Source organism: Algoriphagus sp. (assembly GCF_039969895.1).
Classification (GTDB): Bacteria; Bacteroidota; Bacteroidia; order Cytophagales; family Cyclobacteriaceae; genus Algoriphagus.
Map to the genome: position 1 here is coordinate 64,280 of NZ_JBDVMZ010000004.1, position 19,723 is coordinate 84,002.

Here is a 19,723-nt window from a genome sequence, read left to right on the forward strand (position 1 = left end):
GCCTTAATGAAACAGTTTTTCGAGGGTATTCTTCGCTTCTGGCAAAGCCAATACAATCGCCTTATCATTGAGATTCAACTGAAAGTCCCCATCAGGAATAAACACCTGATCACCTCTGATCACTCCAGCCACTATCGCTGTGTCGGGGAAGTGCAACTCACGAAGCGGATTTTTAACCAATCGGTTATTTTTGCAAACAGAGTATTGGATAAATTCAGCATCCACTCCATAAATACCAGAAACAGCCTCTACTGTACCTTTCTTCAGGTATCTTGAGATCTCATTTGCTGCCACCAGCTTCTTATTGATCAGCGAATCCACTCCTATACTGTGCGAGATGTGAATATATTCTCGCGTATCTACGTGTGCTATAGTCTTATAAACTCCGTGATTTTTAGCCGTCAAACTTGCAATAATGTTAGTCTCTGAAGACTCCGTCAACGCAAGAAATGCGTCCATCTGCTCCAATCCTTCTTCAATCAGCAATTCTACATTTTTATAATCGCCATTGATTACCAGAGAGTTTTTCAGGTTTTCAGCTAACCATTTGCAGCGCTCTTTATCCTTATTGATCAGTGTCACACGGAAGTGATCCTCCAAACGCAACGCCGTAGTCAAGGCCATATCATCCCCACCGATGATCATCACGTTCTTGATCGAATGCTTTTCCTGACCCAGCACTTCCATGATCGTCTGGGTATTTTTCTTATTGGATATGAAAAATACATGGTCATTATTTCGGATGATCGTGCTACCACGTGGGATTATTGTAGTCTGATCCCTTAGAATCGCAATAATTCTTATATCATCAAAAATAGGATTGGATTTAGTATCCATGATCCGTTGATTGACCAAAGGGTTACTTTGATCTAAGGTAATTCCTACGATATTCAGCTTCCCACCTTCAAAATCAAAAACCTCGTTGAAACTGGAATTTTCGATCATATTGAAAATATGCTTACTACAAAGCATAGTCGGCGAGATCAAATTGTCGATTCCAAGATTTTGAAAATAGGTCAAGTTCTCCGGGTCCATGTATGAATGGTTTCTCACACGGGCCATCACTCGCTTGGCTCCCAACTGTTTAGCCAAAACCGCCGTAACGATATTAGTCTTCTCGGAGGTGGTGACACAGAGCACCATACTCGCCCTATTCACATTGGCGCGCTTGAGGATTTCAAACGAGGTAGCGTCTCCTTGGACTGTCAAAACGTCGAGTTTGGAGGAAACATAGTCAAGGACTTCTCTGTCGGTATCGATCAGTGTAATGTCCTTGTTATCATAACTTAATTGCTCGGCAAGGTGGTAACCCATGTCCCCAGCGCCTGCAATCACAATATTCATCCCCATAGAGGTAATTCAGGTGATTTTTGAATTGGCAAAAATAAGCTGTTTCTTAATGGTAATCAGCTAATAAGTAATTTCTTTTGATGTATTCAGGCTAAAGTAACAAACCTAACTACTTATAATTCATTTTTAACTGACTTTTAACAACCTGGATTTACTAAGCCTTATCGCAGAAAAAAATCCTTAAAATGTATAGCTCCAACCCTTTTTTTGAGGTGCTTTACGAATCATCGCTGCCTATTTTCCTGGCGGATCGGAAATATATCGTTGGTTTTCACACCTACGAAATATACAATTCCCCATTTTCAACTAAGTGCAACTTGCTACTCACCTCTTCTTCATACTTTACTCCATTAGACTCAATACTACTCTTCTAACAACTTGTCAGATTCGGCTTCTGGTAATTCCTGCACGTCCTTCAGCTTTCTCTGGATCACCCTTGTTCTCGCTCCTACCAACTTATCCAGCTCTGAGTTAGCCTCGGATAGCTTCTTCTGAGTCTTTTCTATCAGCTCTCCAAATTTTCCAAACTCTGTTTTGATCGCTCCTAAAATCTGCCAAACCTCCGAGCTTCTCTTCTGAATTGCAAGGGTTCTGAAACCCATCTGAAGGCTATTCAGAATAGCCGAAAGTGTAGTCGGTCCGGTGACTAGGACTTTGTAGTCTTGTTGGATTTGCTGTGAAAGCCCCGGCTCTCTAAGAATTTCAGCATAGAGACTTTCCACTGGAAGAAAAAGAATAGCAAAATCCGTGGTGTGTGGCACATGAATATACTTGCTCTGAATATCCTGAGCAGCTTTTTTCACTGCTTTGAACAACTCATTTCTATTTGCTTCAATCTCAGGTTTGGAGGCAATCTCATACGCATCTACCAGCCTCAGGTAAGATTCCTGAGGGAATTTAGAATCTATGGGCAGCAAAACTGGTTCGTGCTGACCGGGCATTTTCACAGCAAACTCCACTCGCTCCCTACTCCCTTTGCCTACCTCAGCATTTACTACATATTGATCTGGTGAAAGCAAATTCTCCAGAATTGCTTGAAGTTGATATTCCCCCAGCACACCGCGACTCTTCACATTAGTCAAAACACGCTTCAGATCACCCACTCCAGTGGCAAGATTTTGCATCTCTCCCAAGCCTTTTTGTACGGCCTGGAGCTGAGTGCTCACCATCTCGAAAGACTGCCCCAATCGCGTTTCTAGCGTCTTTTGAAGTTTTTCATCTACCGTTTCCCGGATTTTTTCCAATCGAGTTTCAGTCGTTTTCATCAGCTCTTCCTGTCGTCGATTGAGCTCTCCAAATTTTTCCCGCTGTAGCGAATTAAAGTCCTGCACGTTCTGTCGAAATACCTCACCAAAGGACTTCAGTGCTTCATTTTGATCTTTGGAATTTGCTCTTATACTATTGAAAACCAGCTGGAACTGATTGGTAAGATTCTCACTTGCTTCTTTCCTGGATTGCGCCAAAGCGAGCTCTAACTCCCTACTCATTCTGGACAGCTCACTTTGCAGAAATGCTTTTTCCTGCTCCTTCCCTTTTCTCAGAAAAAATAGAATCAGTAAAATCACTTGTAAAAAAACTACAAGAACTAATAAATAATCAGTTGGCATAAGTCAATTTTTAGAAGATTTGAATTTAGCCTTATTTGTCAAAAGGAATAAGTTCACGAGAAGTTTATTCCACAAAGGGGGGAAGTTTTCAATCCTCATAAAAAAGGGTAAAGGCATTTCTGAAGAAATAGCGGTGGTTTTTAGCCTTGGCATGGACATGGTTTTAAAAGATTCAACAATTTATTATTAACTATAACCAACTAACTACATGGAAACGACACACATTAATCAGATCAGATGCTCAAAAGCCATTTCAAGAAATGTGAAAACAGCTCGAGACGAATCGGTGGGATCAGTAAAGGATATCATCCTGAACAGCAGCAATTTTCAAATCGCCTACGTGGTGCTCAAAATTGACGAGGGATTTTTAAATCTTGGCTCAAAACTTCTTGCATTGCCACCGGAATCATTTGAATTCAACCCTCATCAAGATGACGTCATTATTGTAAAGGAAACTAAAGAAACTTTGGAAAATGCGCCAGGGTTTGATGATGACAATTGGCCTGCTGGTCCTCAAACCGAATTTCTTCACTCTATGAGATCCTACTACAGTGAGGAATCGAGAAGCCTGTACGGCAGATATGACCGTGATACCCGAACCTACTCCTACACAAATGACAAATTAGGAATGGAGTCAGATCGAATCAAAGATAGAAATCTAGGCGATGGATTTCTAGAAAGTGGTCAAGGTAGAGAGAGTCTTGCAGATCGAAGAAGAGGCGGAGATCCTATTCTATAAGTTTTGAATTGAAAAAAGCTAATCTTCATGATTAGCTTTTTTTCTCACTTCCGAATTTGATCACCTGAAGCAACAATACCCATGTTTTACTAAATATATACGCAATGAAATGGTTTTATAGCAATGACGATCCGCTTACGACAACCCTTTTGGGATGTCTAATTATATTTTTTGTGATCATTATTTTGACGAGAATCATTGGCCTAAGATCATTCGCTAAGTTCACCGTGTATGATTTTGCCTTTACGGTGGCTATCGGTAGTATTATCTCTTCTATACTTACTTCAAGTACTTCGGTAGTTCATGGTTCCATCGCTATTGCTGGCCTACTTTTTCTTACTTATATATTTTCCTATTTGCAGCTTAAATCCCCAACGCTAAGTAACCTTTTATCCAATTCTCCTCTATTATTGATGGAGGGAAGTACGATTTTATATGAAAATCTGAAAGCTGCCAGAATAGAAAAAAGTCAACTCATTGCTAAGTTGAGAGAGGCAAATGTCCTTAATTATGAGCAAGTACATGCGGTAATTTTAGAGTCCACTGGTGATATTTCAGTGCTCCATAGTTCAGGTTCTGCCCAAAATGAAAAGTTTGACAAATCTCTCCTGGAAGGGGTAAGAAGAGGGAATAGCTAAGTATTTTTAGTCACCTTATTCCTATTTTTTGAACTTATAATGTGTAAAAAGTGGATTGCCCAACTTCAACTCAGCTATCAGCTCTGCATCAGAGGTATAACTCAGCTTTTTAGTCCGATAATATTCTCCGGACAAGGTAAACTCAGAACTTTCAAAGCACCAATGATCTAATCGAAGAATTCCATTTTCATCCAGGTGGATAAAATTCTCTTCTATGCCTGGAAGAGGCTCAAGCTGGATTTTCCTTGAGTTAGTCGGAATATCTTGCTGACATAACATAAGTGATAACTCATCGCAAAAACGTAGAATACGGTATGATTTCTCCGCATCGGCATTCGTGACATGTAGATGTGATTGGATGAATTGGCATAAGTCTTTTTGATCATCCATAAAACTCTTCACTGCTTTTCCCTTTTGATCCTTATAGATACTGAGACAATGCATGGATACCATCAGCGTCATAAATGCCGATTTATGGAGGCAATTTTCGATCATCTTTTTCACCTCCTTTATCTTCATCTGACCAGCTTGCCTATAATCCAACGGTGCACCAGCGTCAGTAAGATTGTCACTTTTGTGCCAGTCTGCTTGTGAATCGTCATGATCGGTGATAGCAGATAAACCGTCCAGTCTATAACTCAGATTTGGCCAGATGGACTCCTTGATTTTCATTCCGATTTTGAAAGCCAAAAGTGCATGAGCCTTATGAAAAGTGATATTCCATCCCTGGGGATGCTTGGTGACAATCATAGCGCAATTTTAAAATTTACCTGATTCGAAGTACTTTAACTTATATACAACTTAATATTCATCAAGAAAGTTATAGTAGTTAAGAAAGTTCAAATCTTGTTTTACTTATAAATTCATTTCTTAACTCTTAAATTAGAGACTTCTTCGTCCAGAAAGTCATCTAAAGTTGGTATAGTAGTGATCGTACCCTTGGGTCTGTTTTCTATAATAGAAATATCTCCTGTAGTCTCTAATACAATTAGATATATGTCATCCAAATTAGAATATCCCTGCAATCTACCTGCATTCAATAGTTCAGTCCTTGATAAACGTTCTTTTTTCATCTCTGCATCAAGAAATTGTCCCGCATAAAAAACAATGGTGGGTTTACTGGTTATGAAAGTTCTAAACCATTCTACCCTAACCGATACATAAGTAAGAATAAATTGTAAGAAAATAAATATCGAAAACGATATAATTCCGTCTATTAAACTGATGTTTTTATTTAATGAAACGGAAGCTAATGATGACCCCAATGCTACCGTGACAATAAAATCAAAGGCATTCATTTTGGACAAAGTCCTTTTACCAGATACTCTTAGAAGCAGAACGATGGATATATATCCAAGAGTAGTTAGAATTATAGTTCTCCATGTCCCTTCCCATCCAGAGAAAAATACATCTTCCATTTATTCACTAGTTTTGTTTTAAATAGCTATAGACAAAGCTATTTTAAAGTAATAATTAAATTTATATTTTACACTTATACAACTACTAAGTGAGAGTTAATCATCATAACTGCCTGCATTCATAGCATCAATAAACATCCGCAACATCACCTTCAAAATCAGCTTCATTCTCAAAGAATATATTCTTAGATAAAGGAAGCAAATGAGCCTGGCTTTCATAAAAGTGACTCATGTATCCTGCGGTGTTTACAAAACAAATCAAGTCTCCCACGGCTGGCTTGTGAGGAAGATCTATTCTACGCTTCAAAATCAGCTCTTGCTCCAAACAATATGATCCAACCAAATAACAAGAATAATCCTCTGAATTCTCATCCTCCACCTCAGTCAGAGGTATAAAAATAGGGTCAAGTAAGAAATCTTCACTAGACGATTTCAACTGAGTTCTATTCATAGCCAAACCCACGAAATTTGTTCCAGTACTGTTGGTTTTGCGAAATACCACCTCCGCTACCGTAATCCCGGATTGGTCTAATAAGGACCTACCAGGTTCTATTCTCAGCTGAATACCTCTAGACTTTAACGCTTCAAAAATTTTGGTTTCCCCATCAAAATTAGATTCTACTATTTTCCTCAAAAACACATCTTTAGCACATTCATTATAGTAAGGATATACTTTTGGCTTGCCTATGATTTCACCCTGATGATACAGCATGCCTAAGGGGTCATTTTGGAACGTAATGGGTTCTGCTTTTTTAGAAACTGATTTGATTAATTGCTCGTGAAAAGCTTCCCATTCGCTCTTATGCTCCAGATAGTTAATTAGGAACCCACCGCCTATGTCAATGAATTTTACTTCAATATCTTTTTCTTGTAGCTGATCAGATAGCTGAATCGCTTGAGTCAACGCAGTGGAACGCTCTTTTATACTATATCCATTGATATGAAAATGAAAGCCCTGAAATTGAAAAGGGCTATAAGCTTCCTTTTCTATAAAATCCTGAGTTAACAACTCATATGCCTCTTCCATCACAAATCCAAATCGCGTAGGTCGGGCATCTTCAAATAGAAATCCGGAAATTCTGAGTGCTACACGGCAAGATTTATTCTGTTCATCACAGACTTGAGCTAATAAATCGAGTTCGTCTCGATTGTCCAAAACAATCAACACCTCGTTTTGCACAGCGAAAGACAGCAATTTTCTATTTTTAATCGCAGCAGTCAATACGATTTGATCAGCAGGCAGACCCTCATCCAAGCAATCTTTTACTTCTTGATAGGAAGCTGTATCCACACCAATTCCAGCGGCTTTTGCCTCGGTTACAAAGGTTTTGCTCTTATTGGCCTTTCTCGCAAAAAACACCCCCAAATCCAGCTCCAGCTCATTCGCTAGGTTTTGGAAAGTTTGGATGTTATGATGAAACTCTGACTTATTGTAAATATTAATAGGAGAATCATACTTGGTCACTAATTCACTAAGCTTTACTTTGTCAGTGACTAGTGCTGAGATCCATGGTTTTATAATCGGAGTTAGGATGGGTGCTGGTAGAGTTGGCTGACCTATTTTCATATTTTTTAAAGGCTTGTGGTTGATTCAGTGCAGTAGTAATTTTTTTAGCCCATGGGCTGGCAAAGTCATTGATATTCCTCGATAGGGAATCGTTATCCAAAGTCATTCCCTCAGTAGGCGTTCCATAGAGCGTAATGTTAGCTGTTATTACTCCATTTTGTGAGACCAAATGGCCTTCTTCACTTAAAGCTGGCCAGCTGAAAACTTTAGAATCCTTTTCAAATGGTGTAGCTAATCCTACTTCATGTAACCTTCGGAAAAGTGGATTAGTAGCGGCAGGGAAATTGTTTTTTGCAATAGATGCTTGCAGTAAGTAATCAACTTTTTTGACGTCTCCATCTAAGGTATGAATGACAAAAGACCCATCAGGCTTAGCGGTGATTCCAGCCTGGTCAAGCTTGACTACTTGCAATAAACCATGCTTCAAAAGGCAGGCAACTTTTTTAATGGACAAGACTGGAGGTCCAAAGCTTATTTGATTAAATCTCCCAAGGAAATTATCTTGAAAATCGACAAGAGAATCTGCCTTAAAACCGCCAAAATTGTAGATTTCTGTAATTTTTGGTAATAGATTTCTCCAAACCGAAGAAACCAATTGTAGTGGGCTAGTCTCAGGGCTTGCTCCCATTTCTCCCAAATAGCTAGCTAGTAATTTGGTGAATGCTCCCTCATATTCGCTAGAGGAGTTAAAGTTCAGGTCTTTAAATGGACTCATCAATTCTGAGAAATTGAAGGTTTTATACCAGTTTTCACCCCGACCTTTGCTCGCAACAATCCCTTGGTACCATGCATTCTCCATCTCTAATTTTATAATGGGAAGTAAATCTGCACGGAAGTCAATCGAGCCTTTTTTTCGCGCCACTATGTTCAACAAATCTAACACATGAGCGGAGGTTGAATACCGGTCAGAATCCGAGCCGTTTCGGGGAATCATAGGCAAACCTGATCGTGAGAAAGCATAAATTGCCCGTGGTTCTGCCCCACTTGGGACATACTGTAGCGCTCCTGTCACCTGCTGGAATTTACCACCTCGTCCCTCAGTGAGGGCAAGTAGGGTATCTACAAAGGTGAGCCCTAGCCCAGCGATCCCCACGCTGTGATGATTCTTAATCTCCCCCAACTTGCTTTCTACTGGATAAACGGATTCGATCAACCTACCAGGAACTGCTTGATTAACTAATGCTCGAGGTTTGAAGGAATGGCCTGTGGTAATCATGAGCTGATCATAATTCATCAGAATATTCGTGGGTTCCCGGTTGAGATCTACTCGGAATTTTCCATCTGAAGTAGGAATACAATCGACTACTTCTGCTAAATAAGCCTTAACTTCCACCTGCTTAGGCAGACGCTTCAGGATTACATTAAGCGCATCCCTAAGATACATTCCGACCAAAGCTCTTGATGCAAAATCTCCCTTTTTGGGAGGTTGGGATCTTGTTCTATGCTTTTCTATCCAGTCTATAAAGGTCAATTTTTCCCTCCCATCCAATTCAGATGATTTCCAAGCACTTATCTTTTCTATGGAATAATTGATAAGAAGATATTCCGGTTGGGATATATCATAGTTTGGGCCTGCGGCCAAACATGGATGTGCATTAAAGAGATGAATAGATATTCTGGCGGAGACATTTTTTGCTGTCAGCTGCTCTTGCAATGCGGCCAAACTGTATAAACCTTTGGGCCCCAACCCGATTATTGCGATAGAATAGTTATCTGTATATTCTACCGCATATTCTCTTGGCTTTGCAGGAATAATTGACAACTCTGGAAGTTCTTTAATATCCGGTATTTTCCAAACAAACATTATCTGATAGATTTGGATGTGTTCTCTTTCTCTACTCCCGCATCTGCGGAAATATGCTCTCTCACCCAGTCTGAGGAGAAGATGGTGTCAAGGTATCTTTCTCCACGATCACTGATAAAAAAAGCTATTTTGGAATTTTTAGGAATTGTATCTATCCTTTTTGCAATTGCTGCCACTACAGCCCCAGTAGAACCTCCTGCCAATATCGCCTCTCGTTCCATGAGTCTATGACAGCCAACGATGCTTTCGTGGTCATTAATCATTTCTGGAACTTCGAGCATGGATTCAATCAGATAATCAGATTTTCTACTCGCTCCCATTCCCGGAATCTTTCTCTTTCCGGACTGATCGCTGAATATTTTGCTACCGACCGCATCCACCGGGATTAGTTTAGTATCCATCTGCTCATCAGCCAGTGCGAGTGCACAGCTCATGATCGTCCCACAGGTGCTGGTAGGCACAAATAAATAATCCAATTCTCCTCCCAGCTGCGCTTTCAATTCTGAAATAGTATCTCGATGCGCTTTGAGGGTATTTTTGTTGGAATATTGGTTGGTCCAAAAACTGTTTGGAATATTGGTCTGTAGCTCGGATATGTAGGCTAATCTCGCAGCCAAATATGTTCCTGATTCGTCTGCTCCTGACACCTTGTGGACATTTGCACCATAGAGATTTAATAATTTTTCTGTCGAGGGATTGATCAGGGGATCTACCACTAGGATCAATTTCAAGCCTAGGTATTTACAGGCCTGAGCCAGTCCTACGCCCATATTTCCAGATGTGGACTCTATGATTACAGTCTCACTATTGATCAAATTTGCTTCGATGGCTTCTGTAAGAAGTATGTACGAAGTCCTGTCTTTGATGCTTCCGCTAGGATTCAAGTATTCTAATTTAGCATAGACATCGACTTCAAACTCAGCAAAAAGCCGTTCTAATCTCGCAACAGGAGTATTTCCTATCGCTGATAAAATTCCAGAGTGATTGTTAATTGATTGCATAAAGTTGGTTTGAGGTGGTTTTCTACCACCAACCAATACAAAGCAATAGCCATTTCGGAATAAGGATTTTTAAAAAACTAACTAGTCCGACGACAGTACATTTGTTTGACGTATAAAATCATCCTAAAGGCAATTCAAAGCTTTTCGCTAGGGTTTTCAGAAAAGAAAATTCATTTCATTCCCGCTCCAAGAAAATTCCTGCTTCATAAATACTTCAATTTTGAAAGGGAAAAACGTGTAAAAACCTCCCCAATAGTTGACAAAATCTCACGCAATACCTGTTGAAAATAGTCCGTCATCATCTTTTGATTGGACATCAAATCTTTTGGTACTGCACCAGACAGAGTGGCTAAGAGGTATTTGTTGCTTTTCTCACTAATTAACAATGGAAATAAGGAAGTCTGGAATCATTTTAGAAAAGGATGTTGCCTAACCTAAACCACTACTGAAATGGCTAAAAAGCAAAACACCGAAAATAATCACAAGCAGGAGCAATTGAATCAAGTTCGAAATGATAACCAAGACCAAAAGATGACTACCAATCAAGGTCTAAAAATCAACGACGATACAAGTTCTCTTAAAGCGGGAGAACGAGGCGCTACACTTTTGGAGGATTTTATACTAAGAGAAAAAATAACTCACTTTGATCATGAACGAATTCCCGAGAGAATAGTCCACGCCAGGGGTTCTGGAGCACATGGAGTTTTCAAAGTTTATGATGATTCCTTGAAGGAGTTTACCAAAGCAGCATTTCTCACAGATCCTTCGAGAGAGACACCTGTTTTCACTCGTTTTTCCACAGTAGCAGGCTTTCGTGGTTCTGCAGATGTGCCTAGAGATGTGAGAGGTTTTGCAGTGAAATTCTACACGGAAGAAGGAAATTATGACTTGGTAGGTAACAATATGCCTGTGTTTTTCATCCAAGATGCTATCAAATTTCCAGACCTCATCCATGCGGTAAAACCTGAACCCGATAATGAAATTCCTCAGGCAGCATCTGCACACAATACGTTCTGGGATTTCGTGTCTCTTTCTCCAGAAACTATGCACAATGTCATGTGGCTAATGAGCGATCGAGCCATACCCCGAAGCCTAAGGATGATGGAAGGTTTTGGAATTCATACTTTCCGGCTGATCAATGAGGAGGGTAAATCTCACTTTGTAAAGTTCCACTGGAAACCCGTTTTAGGTACGCATGGTGTGGTGTGGGATGAAGCCCAAAAGCTCAATGGTAACGATCCGGACTTTCACCGCAGAGACCTTTACGATGCTATAGATTCAGGTTCTTTCCCTGAGTGGGAATTTGGAGTGCAGATTGTAGCTGAAGAAGATGAGCACAAATTCGAGTTTGATCTTCTTGATCCTACCAAGCTAATACCAGAGGAACTTGTACCGGTTAAGCTTATAGGCAAAATGACACTGAATAGAAATCCGGATAATTTTTTCGCAGAAACCGAGCAGGTGGCTTTTCACCCGGGCCATTTAGTCCCTGGAATTGATTTCACCAATGATCCCTTACTTCAAGGAAGATTGTTCTCTTACACCGATACCCAATTGAGTCGCTTGGGAGGACCTAACTTTCACGAAATTCCAATCAACCGTCCCCTCTCTCCTATTCACAATAATCAGCGCGATGGAATAGCTCGCATGGAAATCAACAAAGGCAAAAGCAGCTATCATCCAAACTCCATAGGAAATGGCTATCCGGCTCAAGCCAAAGCAAGTGAAGGTGGATTTACGAGCTATCAGGAACGAGTGGACGCCAATAAAGTCCGGGCTAGAAGTAAAAGCTTTATGGATTTTTTCAGCCAGCCAGCTTTATTCTACAATAGCCTTACGGAACCAGAGCAGTCTCACGTAGTGGAGGCATTTTGTTTTGAACTTGGAAAAGTAGATATCACAGCCATACGAGAGCGTGTGGTAGGATTGCTCTCTCAAATCAATAAGGACCTCGCCGCCAAGGTAGCAGAGGGATTAGGATTGGAAGTAAAAGAACCCGCTAATCCAATCAATCATCAATATGGCGCAGATGCAAATCCTGAAGATTATCAGCCTTTGAAAAAAAATAACTCCATCAGCAAATCCCCGGCATTGAGCATGATGAAAGATGATAATAAAAACGGTATTAAAACCCGGCAAATTGCCTTCTTGACTGCTGACGGTGTAGATGAAAAATCTGTCACTTCAATGAAGAAATCACTGGAAGCTGAGGGAGCCATGGTAAAAATCATCGGACCAAAAGCTTCCTTTGTGACTGCTGGCAACGGGTCTAAAATCCCTGTGGATCATAGTTTCCATACCTTCGCATCAGTTTTGGTAGATGCGCTTTATATACCGGGTGGAAAAGAAAGTATCGAGTCCCTTCGAAAGCTTCCCAAAGCTGTCCATTTCATAGATGAGGCTTATTCACATTGCAAAGCAATCGCCTTGTCAGAGGATGCTAAGTCACTTTTGGAGGAAAGCTATGTCATGAAGTATCTAAAAACTGATATAGAAAAACTCGAGAAACTAGGTGTGCTTTTAGCACAAGATTCTGAGAAAAAATTTGATGAACGCTTCATCAACGCTATCGGAAAGCATAGATTCTTTGAGCGGGAAAAACAAGGTAAAGTACCCGCTTAACTACATTGGTGGAGAACTCTTGTAGTTCTCCACCAAAATTTTGATCACTACTTATGAAGGAACTTATAAATGCCGCCAGAACAGGCAATTGCGAATTAATAACAAAATTGATTCAACAGGGCGCTGATGTAAACGCAACCGATGAGAAAGGATTTACTCCACTGATCATTGCTACTTATTCCAATCAATTGGATGCAGCCAAATTGCTTTTAGATCAAGGAGCAAATGTCAATCATCAAGATAATGGAGGTAATACAGCCCTGATGGGCGTTGCGTTCAAAGGCTATCCTGAGTTGGCAAAGCTGCTCATTAAGCACGGAGCCAAACTAGATTTGACTCATGGGAACGGTGGCACGGCCTTGATGTTTGCCAGTATGTTTGGTCAAAAGGAAATAGTAAAACTTCTACTAAGCGAAGGTGCGGACAAGATGATCACGGATGCCAACGGTATGATGGCTGTGGATCATGCAGGTATGCAGCGCAATCAGGAAATCATAGAGCTACTGGCTTAGCAGCTCTGCTGATTTCTATGAGTTGAGGGAAAAATAACTAGGTGCATCATCTTACTACTGCTTCAAATCTGAATAAATTCTATTCAGCATAACAGAGATTTTTCCCTAAATACCTCATTCACTCAGCGATTATAAGCTGAGTTATCTCACCACGAGCATGTCTTTGACGTCTGTTCCAACACGAACTTCCACCCCTAAAAATGACAGGTATTTTGCGAGAGACTCATCAGGAATTTCTTCCATAGGAACATGACCGGCATTTTCAAAAACGATCAACTTTGAATCTTTGATCGCCTCCTGAAGCAGCTCACCTTGCGAAACAGAAATCCAAGAATCTGATTTTCCCCACAGAATCAACGTAGGCATGGTCAGCCGATCAAAGTCAACTCTGGACTCTCTTGGAGCACCTAGTCTATCCAAAGTTGCCTGTCTATTTCCATCACGAAGCATCAACTCATAATAGCGCGTAATCGCCTCATCAGTGACTTTGTCTGGATCTGCATAGACCTCACGCATATTCATCCCAAACAAAAATTTCGGAGTACACTTCAACAGTACCGATGAAAAAACTGGATTCTTTGCAACGTTGAAGATCCAAGCTTCCGATGGCTTTACTTTTTGGCCATCCTTATTTTTTTTAGGCTGAGGAGCTCCTGCCGCATCGATGAGATTTAGAGAAATTACCTGATCAGGCCTCGTGGATGCTACCTGCATGGCTACATTTCCACCCATAGAATTTCCTGCAAGGTGATATTGACTCAGGTTTAGTTTTTCTGCCAGTCGTAAAACCAACTGGGAATAATCAGTGATACTGTACCGCTTCAGTTCATCTGGACCGGTGAGGCCATGTCCTGGAAAATCCAGCGAGATAGTCAAAAAGTAAGGACTTAGTGCCTGCTGCCATGCGTCCCAAGTATGCAATGAAGAAAAACTCCCATGTAATAAGAAGATTGGCTCCCCTTCACCCATGATTCTCACATGAACATTAATCCCATCAACTTCTACAAAGTGCGACTGGGCCGTAGCATATTTTTGATTAATCTCTTCAGACGGAATATCAGACCTAAAAAGTAGCAGTAAAAAAAACACACAGGATAAGCCAATAATTGCTACGACTTTCAACATTCGTTTGATCCAAACCATAAAATTCGGCTTTTTTGAGTTTGTTAAATTTTCAGCCAGAGGGAAAAAAGTACAATAAATCTACACTAATCTCTAGCTTGGTAAAAAAGATACCCTTTGAATCTCAAATCAGTTTTCAAAAATCTAGGTCCCGGACCCATCATTACCGCGGCTTTCATCGGTCCGGGGACGGTGACGGTATGCACCCTCGCCGGTGTGAATTTCGGCTTTACTTTACTTTGGGCTTTGGCTTTATCGGTAGTTTCCACGGTAATTTTACAAGAAATCTCAGGAAGATTAGGATTGGTGACAGGCAAAGATTTGAGCCAACTGATCCGCGTGCAGAGAGGAAATTCCATTCTACGATTTTTCACAATGAGCTTGATTTTGTTAGCCATAGGACTGGGAAATGCGGCCTACGAATCAGGAAATATTTCTGGAACAAACTTAGGAATGCAGGTTTTTTGGGCAGCGCCGACATACAGGCTTCTGGGGCTGGAGCTTCAGCTAGGCAATCTTCTGTTGGGTTTACTTGCTTTTGGTCTGCTTTGGCAGGGAAATTACAAAGCACTCGAAAGGGCGTTGGTGAGCTTGGTAATTTTGATGTCTCTAGCTTTTACTGCTACTGCTTTTTTCACCAACCCGGACTGGTCTGAGGTGTTTGCAGGTTTCATTCCGGAGTGGACCGACGCCAATCTCCCCACGCTAGTCGCATTGATAGGGACGACGGTCGTTCCTTACAACCTATTTCTATACGCTAGCTTGGCCAAAAACCGCTGGTCTGGCCCACAGGATCTTCCAGAGATGCGACGCGATATTGCTATCTCCATAGGATTGGGAGGAATAGTTTCAATGGCTATTTTGGTAGTTGGGGCGTCAAATACCAGCGCAGAAATTACGAGCGCACTCGATGTGAGTAAAGGCTTGGCAGGTGTCTTTGGAAATTTCGCACCCTATTTTATTGGCTTTGGCCTGCTGGCTGCTGGCCTCACTTCCAGCATTACCGCTCCTCTGGCTGCGGGTTTTGTCATCTGTGGGATTATGGGTTGGGACCAAAGTATCCGATCCACGAGCATGAGAATATCCATGGGAATCATTGTAGGAATGGGATTGATATTCAGCTCCCTAGGCATCAAACCTGTGCAATTAATCTCCCTAGCCCAATTGGCAAATGGAGTGTTACTTCCACTGATAGCTGGATGGATAATCTGGATAGCCACGCAAAAAAGTATAGTGGGAGATTACCGCAACAAACCCGCTCAAAGCATTCTGGCGGTAGTCATTTGGTTGGTGACTTTACTCTTGGGAATCAAAAGTAGTGTGACAGTTTTGGGGATTGGAGGTTAACTACTGTAGTAAAAGCCCACGCTTATATCCCTCTAAGCTCATCAATACTTAGCCCACCCAATTAGTATTCAAACTTCTTTTTGAAATGTATGAACCCTAACAAGCTTAGAATTTCGAATAAATAATTTTGGATGCCCATTTCATTTTAGAGAAATTCAAGAAATCAAATTTTTGAAAACATGTTAGATCAATTGTTAAAACTAGCAGAAGGACCGCTACAGGAAATGCTCAATGGCATGAATCAACAGAAGGTAGGCGCCGACTCACTAAAAGATTCCTTAGCTAGTAGTCTTAAAAAACGTGTAGCAACTGGCGATACTTCTCCGGTAAAGGAGATGTTTTCTGGAAAAGAAACTTCCCCAGATTCTCCCGTAATCCATGATCTGCAAGGTGATGTATCGCAAAACTTAATTGAAAAACTTGGAATCTCTAAAGAACAGGCGATAGGAATAGCTGCCGCTGCACTACCTATGATCATGAATTTTTTCAATAAAAGGGTAAATGATGCGCCACAGGATAACAATGACATCATGTCTTCGGTTGTTTCTTCACTTCAAGGAGGGCAGGGAAAAGTCAATACTTCAGATTTGCTTGGTTCGCTATTAGGAGGAAGCGGAGGCAAAGGAGGACTGGATCTTGGCGGTTTGATGAATATGGGCAAGGGCTTATTCAGCTAAGCTGATTCTCTTAAGGTTACCAGTAGGTATTGCTCATTTTGCTTGAAAAGCAATAATCGAAGTAAATTCAACTTTTAAGTTGAATGTTTGATGCCTTTTTCGATCCCCAATATTTTCAAAATAGCGGATATACAACTAGATAAAGTTAGAATCTTATAAATTGTCCAGGATGAAAATTAACTTACTATTCAGCGTCGCATTGCTCTTCATGGCAATCAATTGGCAAGCTTCAGCTCAAACGATCAAATTGCCTCCACCAGATTTCAAAAAAGATATGCTGGGTGCATTGAGCCCAGGTGATGATCTGGGTATTACAGATAAGCAGAAAGATGAATTGAAAGACAAGAATTCCAGTTTTCTCGACTCTGTGGTTAAAATAGCTGGTTCTGATGATTCTGATAGCGGAAAAATCGCTAAAATCACCAGCCTTGCTAAGGATCAAAACTCTGTTTTTGAAAATATACTAGGGAAAGACACGGTAGAAAAATATCGCAAAAAAATAAAAAAGCAAACAGGACCGCTTAGAAGAAAATATAAACTGGCTAAGTTTATACTTTAATAAAATTTGGATTTAACACACTTAACTATGAACAAAGTAAAATACATCTTGGGCTTTGCGCTTTTATTTATGCTAGCAGCCAATGTAAATGCACAAGGATTGAAAGTGCCAAAAATGGACATGTCTTCTCAACTATTGGGAATTCTCAATAAGACAGATGGCCTTGACCTCAACGCTGATCAAAAATCACAACTAACCAAGGAGAATTCCAGCTTTGTGGATCAACTTATGGACATCACCAACAGCGGAAAATCAGACGATGATAAAAAAGCAGCTTTTCTTGGTCTGAAAAACAACAGAACCAAGTTCCTAACCAGCTTGCTGGGTAACGATTTGTTTAAGAAATACTCCGGACAAATCCTCAAGTCAATTAATCCCCTCAAAAGTAAATTGGGGTTAGCGGCGTTAGCGTTTTAAGCTAAAACCTCATAAAATAACAAAAGCCATGGGAGTTGATTCCATGGCTTTTTCAATGAAAGTGAGGCAATCTCAAAAGCATGGAGGGAAATTGCCCCACCTTTTCATTCCCTTCTGAGACGTAAACTGTAGAAATTATACTTTTGGCAATTTCCAGCCATTGTGATACTGAGCTTTCATCAGGTCATTGGCAGCCAAAGAAGAAAATTGATTTTTCTCTGCATTCCAATATATCTTCTCTCCTGTCTTGTAAGCAATATTTCCCATTTGCGCATTGATTGCGGCGATGCTTCCAGTCTGAATCGCACAGTTCAACAACTTGGGATCATTCGCTTTCACAGCTTCCACGAAGTTTACAGCATGAAGATCCAAAGCACTCCCTACCCCTTTGGTATGAGGCACTTCAGCCACTTTATTGACACGCTCGCCATCTTTGGTTTCAGTCTCTGGTATCACCTTCCACCCACTTCTATTCACGACAAGCGTGGCATTGTTGCCGATAAAGGCAATGCCTTCAGTAGTCCCATAATTTCCTCCATCTATACCCGTAGCATGCTCCCACAGCATATTGAAACCCTCATATTCATAGACAGTCTGAAGCGTGTCGGGAGTTTCGGAGGCATCGTCCGGATAGGCGAACTTCCCACCGGAAGCCATGACCGATTTGGGAGCTGTGACACCCATGGCATAAAGGGCAATATCTATCTCATGAACTCCCCAATCCGTCATTAATCCACCTGCATAATCCCAGAACCATCGGAAATTAAAGTGGAATCGATTAGGATTGAAAGGTCGCTCTGGAGCTGGACCAAGCCACATCTTGTAATCTACTCCAGCTGGAGCTGGTCCATTAGGCAAAACAGGAACTGGTTTCATCCAGCCTTGATACGCCCAGCATTTCACCAAGCGAATCTGGCCAAGTTTGCCAGACTTCACATAATCTATAGCCTCTGCATATTGAGATCCCGAGCGTTGCCACTGTCCCACTTGGACGATTTTGCCATAGCGCTCTTGAGCCTTCACCATCAGCTGACATTCCTCGATTGTATTGGCTATTGGCTTTTCTACATAGACATTTTTCCCCGCCGACACTGCATCAATCATATTCAGGCAATGCCAGTGATCTGGAGTACCGATAATAACAATGTCTATAGCTGGATCTTCCAGCATCAAGCGATAATCAGTGTATTGCTTCGGTCTGGTACCGCGAAGTTTGAACACATCCTCTGTGCGCTGGTCGAGGACAGCTTGATCCACATCGGCTAAAGCCACACAGTTGACCTGGGGCATTTTGAGATGGGCATTCATATTGGACCAGCCCATTCCTTTACAGCCGATAAGGCCATAGTTGAGCTGATCTGAGGGTTTTACTTTTCTGGCAAAAGTGCCGAAATCAGCTGCGGTAAGGATAGTAGGCAATCCTAATCCTGCTCCTAGCAGCATGGTGTTTTGGATAAATTTTCTTCTAGATGACATGGGGCTATAGGTTATTACGTTTGGGCAAAAAAAGAGCAGCTAATTCACGTAGCTGCTTTTAACAAAGTATCTAATCAAAGTTCACGAACCCAGATATTTCTGAATCGTACTGGATTGCCGTGATCTTGAAGTTTGATCGGCAACTTCTCCTCATGCGCTTTATAGTTTGGAATACCAATATATTCGGTTGGCCCTTTAAGGGTCACGTGGTTTTGAACCACTACTCCGTTCATCAAAACAGTCACCGTGGCTGGAGAAGTTAGGATTCCATCTTTGTTGAAGCGCGGAGCTTTGAAGATAATATCGTAATAATTCCATTCTCCTGGAGCTCTGAGAGCCATCGCTAGCGGAGGATGCTGCTTATAGATACTTCCAGCCTGGCCATTTGTATAGGTTTTGCTTTCGTAGCTATCCAGGATCTGTACTTCATACAATCCCATCAGAAAAAAACCTGAATTACCTCTACCCTGACCTTCACCTACAATCTCCGTAGGAGCAGACCATTCTACGTGATATTGCGCATCGCCAAAAGGAAGTTTGGACACAATATCTCCTTTACCTTTGGTCACAACTAACTCACCGTTTTCGATAGTCCATCCAGCAGGCGAACCGTCTTTTGCACTTACAAAGCCATTCAAACTCGTTCCATCAAATAAAACTAGTGCGTCAGAAGGCGGTGCTGTATTATTTGCTCCTGGAACTACTTTCGGAGGTACTGGCGTGTAAAACTCCGTTGCCTCTGGCTTCATAGGCGGTGGTGTTTTCTCTTGAGCGGTAGCCAAAGAACTCAATGTCATTGCACTTGCAGTGAAAGCAAGTGTTAAGATTCTCATTTGCATGGGTAAGTTTATTTTAGGGTTAAGAACT

18 protein-coding genes are annotated in these 19,723 nt (G+C 41.2%); 8 read left to right on the top strand and 10 right to left on the bottom strand.

Going from position 1 to position 19,723, the window contains the following annotated elements:
* Positions 1–3 precede the first annotated feature (3 nt).
* The gene (gene trkA, locus ABJH64_RS01300) at positions 4–1,350 is read right to left on the bottom strand and encodes a Trk system potassium transporter TrkA (RefSeq protein WP_348274645.1); all 1,347 of its coding nucleotides are present in this window, start codon (positions 1,348–1,350) and stop codon (positions 4–6) included.
* Between the two features lie 362 nt (positions 1,351–1,712).
* The gene (gene rmuC, locus ABJH64_RS01305) at positions 1,713–2,957 is read right to left on the bottom strand and encodes a DNA recombination protein RmuC (protein ID WP_348274646.1); all 1,245 of its coding nucleotides are present in this window, start codon (positions 2,955–2,957) and stop codon (positions 1,713–1,715) included.
* Between the two features lie 208 nt (positions 2,958–3,165).
* On the opposite strand from rmuC, the gene ABJH64_RS01310 reads away from it, so the two are divergent.
* Both ABJH64_RS01310 and ABJH64_RS01315 read left to right on the top strand, forming a co-directional pair.
* A complete protein-coding gene (locus ABJH64_RS01310; RefSeq protein ID WP_348275559.1) occupies positions 3,166–3,696 on the top strand; it encodes a PRC-barrel domain-containing protein in 531 nt (176 codons plus the stop codon).
* A 104-nt stretch (positions 3,697–3,800) separates the two neighbouring features.
* A complete protein-coding gene (locus ABJH64_RS01315) occupies positions 3,801–4,334 on the top strand; it encodes a YetF domain-containing protein (RefSeq protein WP_348299189.1) in 534 nt (177 codons plus the stop codon).
* A 21-nt stretch (positions 4,335–4,355) separates the two neighbouring features.
* Here the strand turns inward: ABJH64_RS01315 and ABJH64_RS01320 are convergent, their stop codons facing one another.
* The 5 genes from ABJH64_RS01320 to sbnA all read right to left on the bottom strand — a co-directional run bounded on the left by ABJH64_RS01320 (position 4,356) and on the right by sbnA (position 10,124).
* Entirely contained in the window at positions 4,356–5,084 is a 729-nt protein-coding gene (locus tag ABJH64_RS01320) for a DUF3891 family protein (protein WP_348275557.1), read from the bottom strand.
* Between the two features lie 113 nt (positions 5,085–5,197).
* Positions 5,198–5,752: a YetF domain-containing protein gene (locus ABJH64_RS01325; protein ID WP_348275556.1), complete on the bottom strand. Its 555-nt coding sequence runs from the start codon at positions 5,750–5,752 to the stop codon at positions 5,198–5,200.
* 127 nt (positions 5,753–5,879) lie between these two features.
* Positions 5,880–7,319 carry a Y4yA family PLP-dependent enzyme gene (locus ABJH64_RS01330; protein WP_348275555.1) on the bottom strand — a complete coding sequence of 480 codons (1,440 nt, stop codon included), beginning with the start codon at positions 7,317–7,319 and terminating at the stop codon, positions 5,880–5,882.
* Positions 7,240–9,123 (bottom strand): FAD/NAD(P)-binding protein, encoded by a 1,884-nt coding sequence (locus ABJH64_RS01335; RefSeq protein WP_348275554.1) that lies wholly within the window; start codon positions 9,121–9,123, stop codon positions 7,240–7,242. Before ABJH64_RS01335 ends, ABJH64_RS01330 begins: the two co-directional genes overlap by 80 nt.
* Positions 9,123–10,124, bottom strand: a complete 1,002-nt coding sequence (sbnA, locus tag ABJH64_RS01340; protein WP_348275553.1) for a 2,3-diaminopropionate biosynthesis protein SbnA — start codon at positions 10,122–10,124, stop codon at positions 9,123–9,125. Before sbnA ends, ABJH64_RS01335 begins: the two co-directional genes overlap by 1 nt.
* 450 nt (positions 10,125–10,574) lie before the next feature.
* On the opposite strand from sbnA, the gene ABJH64_RS01345 reads away from it, so the two are divergent.
* Together ABJH64_RS01345 and ABJH64_RS01350 are read left to right on the top strand one after the other, a co-directional pair.
* Entirely contained in the window at positions 10,575–12,746 is a 2,172-nt protein-coding gene (locus ABJH64_RS01345; protein ID WP_348275552.1) for a catalase, read from the top strand.
* A 53-nt stretch (positions 12,747–12,799) separates the two neighbouring features.
* Entirely contained in the window at positions 12,800–13,258 is a 459-nt protein-coding gene (locus tag ABJH64_RS01350; protein WP_348275551.1) for an ankyrin repeat domain-containing protein, read from the top strand.
* A 141-nt stretch (positions 13,259–13,399) separates the two neighbouring features.
* On the opposite strand, the gene ABJH64_RS01355 is transcribed toward ABJH64_RS01350, so the two are convergent.
* On the bottom strand, positions 13,400–14,401 hold the full coding sequence (locus ABJH64_RS01355; RefSeq protein ID WP_348299191.1) for an alpha/beta hydrolase: 1,002 nt from the start codon (positions 14,399–14,401) through the stop codon (positions 13,400–13,402).
* Between the two features lie 96 nt (positions 14,402–14,497).
* Between ABJH64_RS01355 and ABJH64_RS01360 the strand changes: the two genes are divergently transcribed.
* The 4 genes from ABJH64_RS01360 to ABJH64_RS01375 all read left to right on the top strand — a co-directional run bounded on the left by ABJH64_RS01360 (position 14,498) and on the right by ABJH64_RS01375 (position 17,380).
* The gene (locus ABJH64_RS01360; RefSeq protein ID WP_348275549.1) at positions 14,498–15,727 is read left to right on the top strand and encodes an Nramp family divalent metal transporter; all 1,230 of its coding nucleotides are present in this window, start codon (positions 14,498–14,500) and stop codon (positions 15,725–15,727) included.
* A gap of 179 nt (positions 15,728–15,906) precedes the next feature.
* Positions 15,907–16,404 (top strand): DUF937 domain-containing protein, encoded by a 498-nt coding sequence (locus ABJH64_RS01365; protein ID WP_348275548.1) that lies wholly within the window; start codon positions 15,907–15,909, stop codon positions 16,402–16,404.
* 169 nt (positions 16,405–16,573) lie between these two features.
* Positions 16,574–16,963 (top strand): hypothetical protein, encoded by a 390-nt coding sequence (locus ABJH64_RS01370; RefSeq protein ID WP_348275547.1) that lies wholly within the window; start codon positions 16,574–16,576, stop codon positions 16,961–16,963.
* Positions 16,964–16,990: 27 nt separating this feature from the next.
* Positions 16,991–17,380, top strand: coding sequence for a hypothetical protein (locus ABJH64_RS01375; RefSeq protein WP_348275546.1), 390 nt, complete (start codon positions 16,991–16,993; stop codon positions 17,378–17,380).
* A gap of 135 nt (positions 17,381–17,515) precedes the next feature.
* On the opposite strand, the gene ABJH64_RS01380 is transcribed toward ABJH64_RS01375, so the two are convergent.
* Positions 17,516–18,856 (bottom strand): Gfo/Idh/MocA family oxidoreductase, encoded by a 1,341-nt coding sequence (locus tag ABJH64_RS01380; protein ID WP_348299193.1) that lies wholly within the window; start codon positions 18,854–18,856, stop codon positions 17,516–17,518.
* A gap of 74 nt (positions 18,857–18,930) precedes the next feature.
* Entirely contained in the window at positions 18,931–19,689 is a 759-nt protein-coding gene (locus ABJH64_RS01385; RefSeq protein ID WP_348276811.1) for a DUF1080 domain-containing protein, read from the bottom strand.
* Between the last annotated feature and the right edge of the window lie 34 nt (positions 19,690–19,723).

Excerpts from the sequence above, each read along its gene's own strand:
- ABJH64_RS01350 (WP_348275551.1), top strand. The coding sequence starts at position 12,800 with ATGAAGGAACTTATAAATGCCGCCAGAACAGGCAATTGCGAATTAATA.
- ABJH64_RS01370 (WP_348275547.1), top strand. The coding sequence starts at position 16,574 with ATGAAAATTAACTTACTATTCAGCGTCGCATTGCTCTTCATGGCAATC.
- ABJH64_RS01320 (WP_348275557.1), bottom strand. The coding sequence starts at position 5,084 with ATGATTGTCACCAAGCATCCCCAGGGATGGAATATCACTTTTCATAAG.
- ABJH64_RS01310 (WP_348275559.1), top strand. The coding sequence starts at position 3,166 with ATGGAAACGACACACATTAATCAGATCAGATGCTCAAAAGCCATTTCA.
- ABJH64_RS01365 (WP_348275548.1), top strand. The coding sequence starts at position 15,907 with ATGTTAGATCAATTGTTAAAACTAGCAGAAGGACCGCTACAGGAAATG.
- ABJH64_RS01385 (WP_348276811.1), bottom strand. The coding sequence starts at position 19,689 with ATGAGAATCTTAACACTTGCTTTCACTGCAAGTGCAATGACATTGAGT.
- rmuC (WP_348274646.1), bottom strand. The coding sequence starts at position 2,957 with ATGCCAACTGATTATTTATTAGTTCTTGTAGTTTTTTTACAAGTGATT.
- ABJH64_RS01335 (WP_348275554.1), bottom strand. The coding sequence starts at position 9,123 with ATGTTTGTTTGGAAAATACCGGATATTAAAGAACTTCCAGAGTTGTCA.
- ABJH64_RS01355 (WP_348299191.1), bottom strand. The coding sequence starts at position 14,401 with ATGGTTTGGATCAAACGAATGTTGAAAGTCGTAGCAATTATTGGCTTA.
- ABJH64_RS01315 (WP_348299189.1), top strand. The coding sequence starts at position 3,801 with ATGAAATGGTTTTATAGCAATGACGATCCGCTTACGACAACCCTTTTG.
- ABJH64_RS01330 (WP_348275555.1), bottom strand. The coding sequence starts at position 7,319 with ATGAAAATAGGTCAGCCAACTCTACCAGCACCCATCCTAACTCCGATT.
- trkA (WP_348274645.1), bottom strand. The coding sequence starts at position 1,350 with ATGGGGATGAATATTGTGATTGCAGGCGCTGGGGACATGGGTTACCAC.
- ABJH64_RS01375 (WP_348275546.1), top strand. The coding sequence starts at position 16,991 with ATGAACAAAGTAAAATACATCTTGGGCTTTGCGCTTTTATTTATGCTA.
- ABJH64_RS01345 (WP_348275552.1), top strand. The coding sequence starts at position 10,575 with ATGGCTAAAAAGCAAAACACCGAAAATAATCACAAGCAGGAGCAATTG.
- sbnA (WP_348275553.1), bottom strand. The coding sequence starts at position 10,124 with ATGCAATCAATTAACAATCACTCTGGAATTTTATCAGCGATAGGAAAT.
- ABJH64_RS01380 (WP_348299193.1), bottom strand. The coding sequence starts at position 18,856 with ATGTCATCTAGAAGAAAATTTATCCAAAACACCATGCTGCTAGGAGCA.
- ABJH64_RS01325 (WP_348275556.1), bottom strand. The coding sequence starts at position 5,752 with ATGGAAGATGTATTTTTCTCTGGATGGGAAGGGACATGGAGAACTATA.